This window comes from Sinorhizobium psoraleae, from assembly GCF_013283645.1.
GTDB lineage: Bacteria > Pseudomonadota > Alphaproteobacteria > Rhizobiales > Rhizobiaceae > Sinorhizobium > Sinorhizobium psoraleae.
Genome location: NZ_JABEKV010000005.1, coordinates 204,521 through 217,702, shown reverse-complemented (window position 1 = coordinate 217,702; position 13,182 = coordinate 204,521). Strand labels below are relative to the sequence as shown.

Genomic DNA, 13,182 nt, shown 5'->3' with positions numbered 1-13,182 from the left:
CATTCTCCATCGCCAATGGCATGCTGCACCTCTTAGTGCGGCGTGCCTTTTTCAAGCGCCTCAGACACAAACTCAGACTCCCAGTCGTCATTCGCCCAACCACAAGCCAGAAAATCTTCGAGCAGCGGCCGCGGGCCTAAACCCCGCTACCATCCGCAATTTCGAGCTCGTCCAGCCCCGCCGCCCTCAGGTAATCGACATGCGCTTGGGCGACGCTCGGATGCATGGCCGTGACTGCGACCGACGCGGCGACGGTGGCATTCCAGCGCTCTTCGCGATCGGTCTCGACTCCTTCGTTCTCGCATCGACGACTGGAAGCGCGTATAAATACATAGACTTCGGCGGGCTGGCGCCTCATACGCCGAAGACCTGCGCTCCGGGAACGTCCGCGCGCCAGGAACGTTACGGATAGGCAGTGTCCGGCGAGGCGCCGCCGAGCCGACTTCCGGGAACAACCTGGAGTGAGAGCCATGGAACAGACAGACGCTCGCAGATTGGCAGAGGAATATCTGCGCCTCGGCGGTCATCGCCGGGTGGTCATCGATGATAACCAGACATCGGTCCGGAACTGGGAGCCAGAGCCGGCCGCCGCCGAGGCGTTCTGGAAAAAGAACGTCGAAATACTTGCGCCGGAAAGACAGCGCGAGGTGCAACTTCTGCTGCCGACGATCAATCGCGCATGAGGCGTGAGCCGTACTGCTTTTCGTTTGCGGCGCCATCCTGCGCCGCCGCCGGCGCTTTTTTTGCGCCCACACGTGGGAACAGAAAAGTTCGTTTTTGAATTGTAGGCACGTCACCGATACGCGCAATACGGCCGCGGAACCGATGAGAGATGAAGATGCCGGATTATCCCAGTGGGGTGTCAACGGAGCCTCTCTACCACGAATGGTGGACGCAGCATCGCGGTGACTCGCCTGTCGTCGCCACCGCCATTCACAATGGTCATGTCGTGCGTGGTGCGGCCAAAGGCCTCCTTGCCCTTTCGGACGTCGAGCGGCTGCGCGAGGAGGATCCCTTCACCGAGTTCATCATCCGCGATTTCCCGAACCGGATCATCGTTCATCGTTCGCGATTCGAAGTCGATATCAATCGCCCACGCAGCGGTGCCATCTACACGCGGCCGGAGCAGGCATGGGGTCTCAAGGTCTGGAACCACGAGCCGCCACGCGAGGTGGTAGAGACGTCATTGGCGATGCATGACGAATATTATGCCATGCTCGAGGCGCTGCTCGCGGGGATCGAACGGCGCTATGGACGATTCGTCGTTCTCGACGTGCACAGTTACAACCACCGGCGCGACGGCCCCGAAGCGGAAGCGGCGAAAACGGAAGTCGCGCCGGAGGTCAACATCGGCACGTCTTCGATGGATCGCGTGAAATGGGCCCGTGTGGTGGATGCTTTTGTCGAGGCATTGCGTTCCACCGAATGCCAGGGGCGACGGCTCGATGTGCGGGAAAACATCGCGTTTCAGGGTAGAGGCGAACAAACTCGGTTCATCCATGAGCGCTACCCCGATACGGGCTGCGCGATTGCCGTCGAATTCAAGAAATTCTTCATGGACGAATGGACGGGCGAGCCGGACCTGGAGGCGCTTGGCGCGATCAGGAAGCTTGTCTCGTCGACGCTGCCTTTGCTTGTGAGCACGTTGGGTGCAGATCGATGAAACGCTCCGTCGCGCCCGCTTCCACGGATACCGGAGACACTCCGGACTGGCTCGCCGAGGCGCTGGCGAGCATCAAGGCCGGCAAGGCCGTACGAAAAGATCTTCCGGATGGCGGCCGACTGCATATCGACCGCGCGCTTCCCTTTCTTTGCCTGCACATCTCCGGCGACGACGAAGGTCCGGTGGCCCGCGAGATTGCGCAAGCGAATGCGTCCTACCTCATTGCACCAGAGGCCGAGATCGCCATTTCGGTCATAGAAGCCATCGGAACGCTGCTCAAGCGGCGTTTCGGTGCATTCATGGTCCTCGAAATGGGCGAGCTTGCGCGCGACGAACTGTTGACCGACGACGCACCGTACCTTCCGCCATTCAAGATCGAGGTCACGGCAAGCCCGGAGGGGCCCGCGCGGATTGCTGCCAAGGCATTTGCCAATGCCGCCGAAGCGACCGAAGCAAAGTTCCGCACGCCGCGTGTCGAACTTCGTGAAGCCGATGGGATGGACCTGCCATTTCCCTATCTTCGCGTTCGGTTCGCGCCGATCTATCGGCAGCGAGAATCCGGCAACATCTATCCGCAGCTTCGTGAACGCCTCATCGCAAGCATTTTCGATGCCGGCCTGCAAGCCCTCGCAGCGTTCGTCGGGGCTACCAAAAGCGTGAATATCTCGACGCATCGGGCGCTCGGCAGAAAGGCCTTCATCGATGCCGTGGTCCGCACCGACCGCAGCATCGACGAGGTCGCTTCGACTTTCGACTTCCTGCTCGCCGTGACCCCGATCAATGCCGACGCAGCCTGGAGCGAGTTTGCCGCAGGCGACTACCGGCGAGCGCCGCGCTTTCTCTATCGGCCGCTGACGCTGCAGGTCGAGGCGGCAAAGAAGAAACTCTTCTCCATCAGCTTCGACCATCTTGAAGACCCGGTGCTGTACCAGCTCTACCGCGAAAAGCAGCAGGAACTGGATCTTCAGCTTTCGTTGCTTTCGGCCCGGGAAACCGCAAAATTCATCGAATTCGGCCGCGCGCTCTATGGTCCCGTCGAACCGGAGCTCCTGCGGGTAGCGCGGGACATTCTTGCTCGGGCCGGCGATGGAAGCGCCAGTGCAGGCGGCCAGGCACGCGTCACGGAACGACACGCCGATTGCTATTTCGTCGAGCAACAGGCGCGCGCGATGATTGCCGAATACCGGCGCCGCTATGCTGGCTTCGACGCGTCCGTGGAAGTGCGCGACGATCTTCCCTCCGGTCTTCTGGTTTCGGGCAGCCACCTCCTCATTGCACGCAGCACCGCCATGGAAGCGGAGCGCGTCGAGCCGATCTTGAGCCATGAAATCGGCGTGCACCTGCTGACCTATTTCAACGGTTCGGCGCAGGGCTTGCGGCTTTTCCGGTCAGGCCTTGCCGGATACGAGGGCATGCAGGAGGGGCTGGCGGTCTTTGCGGAATTCCTGACGAGCGGCATGAGCGGTGAGCGGCTGCGTCTCATCGCCGCCCGCGTCGTTGCCTGCGCCGCAATGCTAGATGGCGCGTCGCTGCCCGAAACCTATCGACTGCTCGTCGAGGACCATGGTTTCTTGAGGGCGGATGCCTTCAACGTCGTCTTGCGCGTCTATCGCGGCGGGGGCTTGGCCAAGGATGCGATTTACCTGCGCGGCCTTCTGCAACTCCTCACCCATCTTGCGGCTGACGGCGCCCTGGAACCCTTCTGGATGGGAAAGATCGCCGCTTCGCATTTTGGCGTAATGCAGGAACTGAGTGCCCGTGGCCTGCTTGGTGTGCCGGCGGTTCACCCTATATTCCTAGACTATCCGGAAGCGCCGTCACGCCTCTCCAGAGCGCGTGCGGGAATGTCGCCACTCGACATGGTCGAACCTTAGGAGCCGGACATGCGCATCGCCTTTTTCGTCAATTCCATCGAGGGCGAGGCTACCTATTACACGACAACTTGGCTTGCGCTCGCCGCGCTCGCCCGTGGGCACGACGTTTGCTACGTCATGCCAGGGGATTTCGTATTGCGCTCCGACGACAGCCTTTTGGTCCGCGCCACGACCTTGCATGGTCCGAAGCCGAAGAAGCCGGAAACATTGCTGAACGCGCTCAAGGACGAGCGGGCAAAGATCAGGACGATTGACGTCAATGAAATCGATGTCCTCTTTCTGCGCAACGATCCGTCCGAGGACGCAGAACGACGTTCCTGGGCGGCTTATGCCGGCGTGAATTTCGGGCGCCTGGCGGTTGATCGCGGCGTGATCGTCGTCAACGACCCAACCGGATTGGCGGCCGCGCAGAACAAGCTCTATTTTCAAGGCTTTCCGGAGGTTGTTCGCCCCACCTCGCTGATCTCGCGGAGCATCGAGGAGATTCGGGGCTTCATCGATGCGCATCCCGACGGCGTCATCCTGAAGCCGTTACAAGGATCAGGCGGCAAGAACGTTTTCAAGATCAGTTCCAGGGAAGAAGCCAATCTCAACCAGATATTCGAAGTTGCCAGCGGCGAAGGGTACCTTATCGCCCAGACCTACCTGCCCGAAGCCACGGCCGGCGACGTCCGCCTCTTTCTCATGAACGGGCGGCCACTGGCGCGCGATGGTGTTTATGCCGCACTCCGCCGGGTGCCGGCCAAGGGCGATGTGCGCTCCAACATGCATGCCCGCGGCACGCCGGAAGCGGCAACGGTCACGCCGGAAATTCTGACTCTTGCGGAAAAGCTCCGTCCGAAACTGGTGGAAGACGGCATGTTCCTGGTGGGCCTCGACATCGTCGGCGACAAGATACTGGAAATCAATGTCTACAGTCCCGGAGCCCTCCCGGAGATCGCCGCGCTTTGCGGCGTGGATTTCAGCGAGGACATCATAATCGCGCTTGAAAACAAGCTGAGCATCCGACAGCTCTATTCGGGAACATTGTCGAACCGCGCGCTGGCAACGCTTTAACGACGTCAAGCGCATGACGAACCGATGAATTTGGCGCGAACACGCTCGATAATTTCAAACGTCAGTTTACAAAAGTAATATAATATGATTTTTTCTCTGCAGCTGCATGGAGAGCAGCTTTCTTTGGGAGGAAATCATGAAATTTGCAAAGGCACTTGCGAGTGCAACGATCCTTGCCGCCTGCACCTTCGGCAGCGCATCGGCTGCGGAGCTCGTCGTCGGCTTTTCCCAGATCGGATCTGAGTCCGGCTGGCGCGCGGCTGAAACGACGCTGACGAAGCAGCAGGCCGAGCAGCGTGGCATCGACCTCAAATTCGCCGATGCGCAGCAGAAGCAGGAAAACCAGATCAAGGCTATTCGCTCCTTCATCGCGCAAGGCGTGAACGCCATTCTTCTCGCTCCGGTGGTCGCCACCGGATGGGACGAAGTCCTGCAGGAGGCGAAGGATGCGGAAATTCCGGTCATCCTGCTCGACCGGACCGTCGATGCATCGGACGATCTTTATTTGACGGCTGTGACCTCCGATCTCGTCCATGAAGGCAACGTCGCCGGCAAGTGGCTTGCCGATACGGTTGCCGGCAAGCCCTGCAACGTCGTCGAGCTTCAGGGCACGACCGGCTCGTCGCCGGCGATCGATCGCAAGAAGGGCTTCGAACAGGCGCTCTCCGGCCACGACAACCTGAAGATCATTCGCAGCCAGACCGGTGATTTCACCCGCACGAAGGGCAAGGAAGTCATGGAAAGCTTCCTGAAGGCGGAAGGCGGCGGCAAGAACATCTGCGCGCTCTATGCCCATAACGACGACATGGCCGTTGGCGCAATCCAGGCCATCAAGGAAGCCGGTTTGAAGCCGGGCACGGACATTCTCGTTGTCTCGATCGATGCCGTTCCGGACATCTTCCAGGCGATGGCCGCTGGTGAAGCGAACGCAACGGTCGAGCTCACCCCGAACATGGCCGGTCCGGCCTTCGACGCCCTCGCCGCCTACCTGAAGGACGGCAAGGAACCGGCGAAATGGATCCAGACGGAATCGAAGCTTTATACCCAGGCTGACGATCCCATGAAGGTCTACGAGGAGAAAAAGGGCCTCGGCTACTGATCTCGCTTGCGGCCCGCCACGACGGATGCGCGCGGGCCGCCTATGCCTTCGGAGAGGAATACCCGCTTGGCTTGAGACAGGAGCGGACGCCGCCAAGACGCGGCGTCCCCGCCCAATTGCCAAGCAGGCGGTAGTCCAGAGACGGAATCCATGCAAACCAGCAGCGAGAACATTCTTTCGGCGGTCCGGATCGACAAGGGTTTTCCCGGAACGAAGGCCTTGGACAAGGTCGACTTTCATCTGCGGCGGGGCGAGGTTCACGCGCTTCTCGGAGAGAACGGCGCGGGCAAATCGACGCTCATCAAATGCCTGACCGGCGCCTATCACCGGGACGGCGGCAGCATCTTGCTCGACGGGGCCGAACTCGACCCGCGCGATACCTTCGATGCCCAGCGGCTGGGGATCGGGACGGTCTACCAGGAAGTGAACCTGCTGCCGAACCTCAGCGTCGCCGAGAACCTGTTTCTCGGGAGGCAACCACGCCGCTTCGGCATGGTCGATATCCGGGCGATGAACCGCAAGGCGCGCGAACTGCTGTCGCAATACGAGCTTGAGCTCGATGTCACCCGTGCGCTTGCGAGTTATTCGGTCGCCATTCAGCAGGTCGTCGCCATCGCCCGCGCCGTCGACCTCTCAGGCAAGGTGCTGATCCTCGACGAGCCGACAGCGAGCCTCGACGCGCACGAGGTGGCGATGCTCTTTCGCATCGTCCGACGCCTCAAGGCACGCGGCCTCGGCATCATCTTCATCACCCACTTCCTCGAGCAGGTCTACGAAATTTCGGACCGCATAACGGTGCTGCGCAACGGCCGCCTCGTCGGAACCCGCGACGCGGCCGACCTCGACCGGCGCGATCTGATCGCGATGATGATCGGTCGCGAACTCGCGGCCGAGATCCATTCGGCCCACGCGAACACTGCAGGCGGCGAGCCGCGCTACCGGTTCAGAAACTACGGCCGGCGGGGGCGTATCGAACCGTTCGATCTCGACGTCAGGGCGGGTGAAGTCGTCGGCATAGCCGGCCTGCTCGGTTCGGGGCGAACGGAAACGGCGGAAGTCCTCTTCGGCGCCCATCGTGCCGACAGTGGCACGGCAGAAATCGACGGCCGCCCTGTCGAGCTATCGTCGCCCCGTGCCGCCATCCGCCAGAAATTCGGCTTTTGTCCGGAGGATCGCAAGACCGCCGGCATTGTCGGCGACCTCTCCGTGCGCGAGAACATCGTCTTGGCCCTACAGGCCAGGCGCGGCTGGACGCGGCCGATCTCGCGCGCAGAGCAGAACCGGCTGGCCGACCTTTATATCCGGGCGCTCGATATCCGTACCGCCGACCGAGAAAAGCCGATCAAACTGCTTTCCGGCGGCAACCAGCAGAAGGCAATACTCGCCCGCTGGCTGGCTACCGAGCCCGAATTCCTGATACTCGATGAACCGACGCGCGGCATCGACGTCGGCGCACATGCCGAGATCGTCAGGCTCATCGAAACGCTGCGTGAGAAAGGTATGTCGCTCATCGTCATTTCGTCGGAAATAGAAGAACTGGTCGCCTACAGCACGCGGGTCGTCGTCCTACGCGACCGCGCCCACGTGGCCGAACTCGACGGCGAGCAAATTACCGCCGATCAGATCGTCGAGGCGATTGCTGCGGCCAACGAGCGGAGGGCATCGTGACAACTATCGTCAGGACCTATCTTGCGCGCCTGCTGCCGCAACTGATCGCGCTCACCGCCATTCTCGCTGCGATTTCAATGACCTTTTCCGGTTTTCTCAACCTGGAAATTCAGAATGGCCGTCTCTACGGCAGCCTGATCGACATCCTCAATCGCGGCGCACCAGTGGTTCTGCTTGCCATCGGCATGACCGTCGTCATTGCCACCAAGGGCATCGACCTTTCCGTTGGCGCGGTCATGGCGATTTGCGGGGCAGTCGCCGCGTCCTTCATCACCTCCGGCCATTCGCTCGCCGAGACAGTCCTCGTCACGCTCGCGGTCGGCATCCTTTGCGGCATCTGGAACGGGATCCTTGTCGCCATTCTGGACATCCAGCCGATCATTGCGACGCTGGTGCTGATGGTCGCCGGGCGCGGCATCGCCCAGCTCATCACCGAGGGCGCGATCCTCACCTTCAATGATCCTGGCCTCATTTTCATCGGGAGCGGTTCTTTCGCCGGTCTACCGATGCCGGTGATCGTCTGGCTGGTCTTCGGAATCCTTGTCGCATTGCTCGTCAGGCGGACCGCACTCGGGATGCTGATCGAAGCGATCGGTGTCAATCGTCAGGCAAGCACGTTGTCGGGCGTCTTCACGCCGGTGCTTCTGGTTGCCGCCTACGTGCTTTCCGGCCTGTGCGCCGCGATTGCCGGCATTATCGCTGCCGCCGACATCAGGGGGGCCGATGCCAACAATGCAGGACTCTGGCTGGAGCTCGACGCCATTCTGGCAGTCGTGGTCGGCGGCACCTCGCTCCTTGGCGGCCGCTTCAGCATCGCCGCATCGGTGTTCGGAGCGATCATCATCCAGGCGATCAATACCGGCATCCTGCTTTCCGGTTTTCCGCCTGAGTTCAACCTCATCATCAAGGCGGCAATCATCGTCTTTATCCTGGTGCTTCAGTCGCCGCGCTTTCGCACCGTCTTTGCGTTCCTCGCCATCCCTGGACGAGCAGCCAAACCGACCGAGCGGGAGGCGAAATGAAGCAGAAATATCTTCCGCTTACGGCGACGATCTTCATCTTCGTCTTAAGCTATGCGCTCTGCGCCGCTCAGTATCCGAACATTCTTTCCACCCGGGTGATCGGGAACCTTTTGACCGACAATGCCTTCCTCGGCATCGCGGCCGTAGGCATGACCTTCGTCATTCTTTCGGGCGGCATCGACCTCTCGATCGGTTCCGTGATCGCTTTCACTGGGGTCTTCCTGGCGGTGGTGCTGGAGCATACCAGCATGCACCCGCTCGTCGCCTTCGCGCTGGTCCTTATGACAACCACGCTCTTCGGCGCACTGATGGGGGCAATTATCCACTATCTCGAAATGCCCGCCTTCATCGTGACGCTTGCCGGAATGTTCCTTGCGCGCGGCATGGCCTTCGTGCTCTCGATCGATTCCATTCCGATCAAGCATCCGTTCTACGCGACATTGAAGGGCCTTTATTACAAGCTGCCGGGCGGAGGGCGGATCACGCTTATCGGCGGACTGATGCTGCTCGTCTTCGCCGTTGGCATCCTCCTCGCTCACCGGACCCGTTTCGGCACGAACGTCTATGCGCTCGGCGGCGGCACGGCGACGGCGAAGCTCATGGGCGTCCCTGTTGCAAGCACGACCGTCAGTATCTATGCGCTCTCGGGATTGCTCGCTGGTCTCTCGGGGATCGTCTTCTCGCTTTATACGTCGGCCGGCTATTCGCTTGCCGCGGTCGGCGTCGAGCTTGACGCCATCACCGCCGTCGTCATCGGCGGGACGCTGCTGACCGGCGGATCGGGCTTCGTTGCCGGAACGCTTGTCGGCATCTTCATTCAGGGCCTCATCCAGACCTACATAACCTTCGACGGATCGCTCTCCAGCTGGTGGACAAAGATCCTGATCGGAGCGCTGCTCTTCGCCTTCATCCTCCTGCAGAAGGGGATCATCCATCTGTCGCGCGACAACCGGCAACGCGCGTGAGAAGCCGAGGGCCGTCTGAGATGCCGCCGGGAACCTTCGTCAAACAGTCGGGAAAGCGGACGAGCCATCAGCACGTCGTCGACGAACTGGGCCAGGCTGTCGTCGGCGGCGAATTTGCCGTTGGCGACATACTTCCGGGCGACACGGAGCTTGCGGCGCGCTTCAGAGTATCCCGCACCGTCTTGCGTGAAGCGATGAAAACGCTTGCGGCCAAGGGGCTTGTCTTCCCGCGTGCCCGCATCGGGACTCGCGTTATGCCGCGCTCGCACTGGAACCTGTTCGACAGCGATGTCCTCTCCTGGCATTTCAATGTCGGCGTCGACCGGGATTTCCTGCATCACCTCAGCGAGGTGAGACTGGCCCTCGAACCCTATGCTGCCGGGCTCGCAGCGCGACGGGCGTCGGACGCGGACATCAGCCAAATGATGCGGCTTGCCGTCGCCATGGGCGATGCCGGGCACAGTGCCCAGACGCTGGTGCATGCCGACCTTGAATTCCACCTGCAGCTGCTGGAGGCCTCGCTCAATCCCTTCATGCGGACCGTGGGGAGCCTTATCGAAGCGGCGTTGATCGGTGTATTCAAACTGACGAGCCCGCCCCCCGAAGAGGCCGAAATCGATCGCGTCGCGATGGCGCATATCCGGATCGTCGAGGAGATCCAGCGCCGTGACGAAGATGGTGCTCGAAGCGCGATGGAGAACGTGATCCGCGTCGGCCAGGATCGGCTCATGCTTAACCTCGCGGAAGGCAAGGCCCCTCTTCATAGCGGATCGTGAAAGCGCGACGCGCATGGACGCACGAAAGAACAAAGCGTTAGGGCGGCTTTCTCAGATGAGATGACCGCCCTCTTCGCCGGATGCTAGCTCGCATGGCCGGCTAGGTGGAGATGCCGCGGCGGTTCTATGCCTATGCGCCCATTTTCCGGTTCGATCCGCTTGCCTGTCGCGGTATCGAAAAGGTGCAGTTGCACCGGATCTATCGCAAGGCCGATGATATCGCCGCTTCCGACTCCGCCGCGGCCGGTCTCGACGATCGTCAGTTCCGGCTGCGTTGCCGAGGTGATGAAAGTGGCCGAACCGGTCGACTCGACGAAACCGACGGGAACGTCAAAGGCGCCCTGCCCTTCGGCAACGACCTTGATGTGCTCCGGCCGGATACCCGCAGTGACGGAGGATCCCGGCGGCAGGCCGCGCCCGAGCGCGAGCTTCGCCTGCGTCTTGCCGAAGTCGAGAGCGACATGAGCGCCATCTTCGCCGACGTTCGCCGGTATGAAGTTCATAGCGGGCGAGCCTATGAAGCCCGCAACGAACTTGTTGGCCGGGCGGTCATAGAGATCAAGCGGCCGGCCCTGCTGCTCGATGATGCCGTCGCGCATGACGACGACATGGTCGGCCATGGTCATCGCCTCGATCTGGTCGTGCGTCACGTAGACCGAGGTTGCGTTGAGCCGGTCATGCAAAGCGCGGATTTCCTTGCGCATGTGGACGCGAAGGGCGGCGTCAAGATTTGAAAGCGGCTCGTCGAACAGGAATGCCTTCGGGTGGCGGATGATAGCTCGGCTCATCGCGACACGCTGGCGCTGGCCGCCCGAGAGTTCGCGCGGATAGCGCTTCATCAGATGCGAGAGCCCGGTCGTTGCCGCCACTTCCTCCGCAGCCTTGCGCGCTTCCGCCCTCTTCACGCCGCGGATGCGCAGGCTGTAGGTCAGGTTCTCCTCGACCGTCATATGCGGATAGAGCGCATAGGACTGGAAGACCATGGCGACATCGCGCTTTCGCGGCGGAACGTCGTTCATGAGCGCGCCGGCGATCTTCATCTCGCCGGTCGAGATCTTTTCGAGGCCGGCGAGCGAACGCAGCAGGGTGGACTTGCCGCAGCCGGATGGGCCGACGAGGGCGACGAAGGTCCCCTCCTCTATCGCGAGATTGATGTCCTTCAGCGCGTGGAAGGCACCGTAGAACTTGTTGACGCCGTTGAGTTCGATCTGGAGGTTCATTTGAGGGCTCCCGAAGTGAGGCCGGAAACGATGCGGCGCTGCAAGAGGATGAAGGCTGCGAGAATGGGGGTCACATAGATCGTGGCATAGGCCATGATGTTGTTCCATTCGTTGGTGTTCGGCCCCATGAAGGAATTCAGGCCAACGCTGGCGGGCTGCAGTTCGATGTCCTGGATCATCGACTTCGAATAGACGAACTCGCCGAAGGCCTGCATGAAGATGAGGATCGCGCTGACGAGAATACCGTTGCGCGCCAGCGGCAGGACGATGTTGAAGAACGCGCCGATACGCGAATTGCCGTCGACGAGGGCCGCCTCCTCGAGCTCCATCGGCACGCTCATGAAAGTCGCCCTGACGAGGACCACGAAGAACGGCATGCTCTTGGCGGCGATCGCCAGGATGACCGCGAAGCGCGGCGTGTCGAGCAGGCCAAACTGCGAGAAGCCGACGAAGATGGGCGTGATCATCAGCGAGGCCGGCAGCACCTGCAGCATGAGGATGAGAAACAGGCCGATATCGACCCAGACATTACGGTAGCGGGCGAGCACATAGGCGCAGCCGACGCCGAGCACCGAAATCAGCGCCACGGCGCCGAAGGCGATGACCAGCGAATTCCAGAGATAGCGCCCCATGTTGCGGCTTTGCCAGACATCCCCGTAGATGCCCCATTGCGGCTCGCTCGGCCAGAATTTCGGCGGTGTCGCGAACATGGCCGAGCCGGACTTCAACGCCGTGATGTACATCCAGTAGAGCGGAAAGAGATAGATGGCGGCGAGCACCAGTGCCACGGCCAGCATCAGTCGATTGCGGAATTGTTCGCTCATCCCCTGACCTCATGACGGGTGGATCGCACATAGACGACTGAGGCGAACATAACGAAGACGATCATGATCACCGAAATCGTTGCGCCCTTGGCAAAGTCGTATTGGCGGAAGGAGAGATCCCAGGCCCAATACTGCGTGACGTTCGAGGTGTTGTTCGGTCCTCCCGATGTGATCGCGGCGAAGAGATCGAATTGCTGCAGCGTGAAGATCAATCCGAGCGCGATGATCGCGCCGATCGTCGAACGCATCATCGGCAGCGTGATCGTCCAGAAGCGTTGAAGCCCATTGGCGCCATCGAGCTCGGCGGCCTCGTAGAGATCCTTCGGTATGCCCGAGAGCCCGACGGAGAGCAGGATCATGTTGAAGGACGTGCCGAGCCAGATATTGGCGATGATGACGGCCCAGAGCGAATAATTCGGATCGGAGCGCCAGAAGATATTGCCGTCAATGACACCCGTTTCCCTCAGGAGGAAATTGAGAACACCGAAGTCGCCCGAAAGAATCCAGTTCCAGATGGCGCCAACGACGAGCCCCGGCATTACCCAGGAGACGAGAAAGAGGCCGCGCAGCCACGAGGCGCCGGGAAAATTGGTCCAGAAGAACAGCGCGAGGCCGAAGCCGATCGCAAATTGTCCGGCGATAGAGGCCGCCACGAAGAGCGCCGTATTGAAGAGAATCGGCCGGGTTTCGGGCTGCGAAAACAGATCGACATAGTTGCGGAAGCCGACAAAGGGCCGCGCGAAGCTGCCGAGGCTGAACATGTCCACTTCCTGGAAACTCATCACCACGTTGTAGACGAGCGGCAACCCGGACATGACGAACAGGAAAGCGAGCGGCAGCGCGACGAGGCCGATGTCGAAGCCCTTGCCGTCCGTGATACTGGATAGAATTCTCTTCATGGCGATCCCCTCTCCCGCCGGCGACCCGGCCGAAGCCGGAGATCGCCTTTCGGGAGGAAACTCGGGCGGACATTGCGATCCGCCGGTGAATGCCTGCCGCCGCTCCGCAAGCCGGG

13 protein-coding genes are annotated in these 13,182 nt (G+C 61.2%); 9 read left to right on the top strand and 4 right to left on the bottom strand.

Going from position 1 to position 13,182, the window contains the following annotated elements; genetic code table 11:
• Positions 1-136: 136 nt before the first annotated feature.
• Positions 137-358 carry a carboxymuconolactone decarboxylase family protein gene (locus ILFOPFJJ_RS26530; RefSeq protein WP_173513547.1) on the bottom strand — a complete coding sequence of 74 codons (222 nt, stop codon included), beginning with the start codon at positions 356-358 and terminating at the stop codon, positions 137-139.
• A gap of 112 nt (positions 359-470) precedes the next feature.
• On the opposite strand from ILFOPFJJ_RS26530, the gene ILFOPFJJ_RS26525 reads away from it, so the two are divergent.
• From ILFOPFJJ_RS26525 to ILFOPFJJ_RS26485, 9 genes are all read left to right on the top strand, one after another.
• A complete protein-coding gene (locus ILFOPFJJ_RS26525) occupies positions 471-683 on the top strand; it encodes a hypothetical protein (protein WP_173513546.1) in 213 nt (70 codons plus the stop codon).
• 155 nt (positions 684-838) lie between these two features.
• Positions 839-1,663: an N-formylglutamate amidohydrolase gene (locus tag ILFOPFJJ_RS26520; protein WP_246299792.1), complete on the top strand. Its 825-nt coding sequence runs from the start codon at positions 839-841 to the stop codon at positions 1,661-1,663.
• Positions 1,660-3,537 (top strand): flavohemoglobin expression-modulating QEGLA motif protein, encoded by a 1,878-nt coding sequence (locus ILFOPFJJ_RS26515; protein ID WP_173513544.1) that lies wholly within the window; start codon positions 1,660-1,662, stop codon positions 3,535-3,537. Before ILFOPFJJ_RS26520 ends, ILFOPFJJ_RS26515 begins: the two co-directional genes overlap by 4 nt.
• A 9-nt stretch (positions 3,538-3,546) precedes the next feature.
• Complete coding sequence (locus tag ILFOPFJJ_RS26510) at positions 3,547-4,593, top strand: glutathione synthase (protein WP_173513543.1); 1,047 nt, start codon at positions 3,547-3,549, stop codon at positions 4,591-4,593.
• Positions 4,594-4,729: 136 nt separating this feature from the next.
• Positions 4,730-5,692, top strand: a complete 963-nt coding sequence (ytfQ, locus tag ILFOPFJJ_RS26505) for a galactofuranose ABC transporter, galactofuranose-binding protein YtfQ (protein WP_173513542.1) — start codon at positions 4,730-4,732, stop codon at positions 5,690-5,692.
• A 150-nt stretch (positions 5,693-5,842) separates the two neighbouring features.
• Entirely contained in the window at positions 5,843-7,360 is a 1,518-nt protein-coding gene (gene ytfR, locus ILFOPFJJ_RS26500) for a galactofuranose ABC transporter, ATP-binding protein YtfR (protein WP_173513541.1), read from the top strand.
• Positions 7,357-8,382, top strand: a complete 1,026-nt coding sequence (locus tag ILFOPFJJ_RS26495) for an ABC transporter permease (protein ID WP_173513540.1) — start codon at positions 7,357-7,359, stop codon at positions 8,380-8,382. The genes ytfR and ILFOPFJJ_RS26495 overlap by 4 nt, the downstream gene beginning before the upstream one ends.
• Positions 8,379-9,347, top strand: a complete 969-nt coding sequence (gene yjfF, locus ILFOPFJJ_RS26490) for a galactofuranose ABC transporter, permease protein YjfF (RefSeq protein ID WP_173513539.1) — start codon at positions 8,379-8,381, stop codon at positions 9,345-9,347. Before ILFOPFJJ_RS26495 ends, yjfF begins: the two co-directional genes overlap by 4 nt.
• A gap of 20 nt (positions 9,348-9,367) precedes the next feature.
• A complete protein-coding gene (locus ILFOPFJJ_RS26485; RefSeq protein WP_173513538.1) occupies positions 9,368-10,123 on the top strand; it encodes a FadR/GntR family transcriptional regulator in 756 nt (251 codons plus the stop codon).
• An 83-nt stretch (positions 10,124-10,206) separates the two neighbouring features.
• Here ILFOPFJJ_RS26485 and ILFOPFJJ_RS26480 read toward each other — a convergent pair whose 3' ends face one another.
• The 3 genes from ILFOPFJJ_RS26480 to ILFOPFJJ_RS26470 are packed head-to-tail and all read right to left on the bottom strand — an operon-like array spanning position 10,207 to position 13,066.
• Positions 10,207-11,343 carry an ABC transporter ATP-binding protein gene (locus ILFOPFJJ_RS26480; protein ID WP_173513537.1) on the bottom strand — a complete coding sequence of 379 codons (1,137 nt, stop codon included), beginning with the start codon at positions 11,341-11,343 and terminating at the stop codon, positions 10,207-10,209.
• Positions 11,340-12,167, bottom strand: coding sequence for a carbohydrate ABC transporter permease (locus ILFOPFJJ_RS26475; RefSeq protein WP_173513536.1), 828 nt, complete (start codon positions 12,165-12,167; stop codon positions 11,340-11,342). The genes ILFOPFJJ_RS26480 and ILFOPFJJ_RS26475 overlap by 4 nt, the downstream gene beginning before the upstream one ends.
• Positions 12,164-13,066: a carbohydrate ABC transporter permease gene (locus ILFOPFJJ_RS26470; protein ID WP_173513535.1), complete on the bottom strand. Its 903-nt coding sequence runs from the start codon at positions 13,064-13,066 to the stop codon at positions 12,164-12,166. The genes ILFOPFJJ_RS26475 and ILFOPFJJ_RS26470 overlap by 4 nt, the downstream gene beginning before the upstream one ends.
• Positions 13,067-13,182 lie beyond the last annotated feature (116 nt).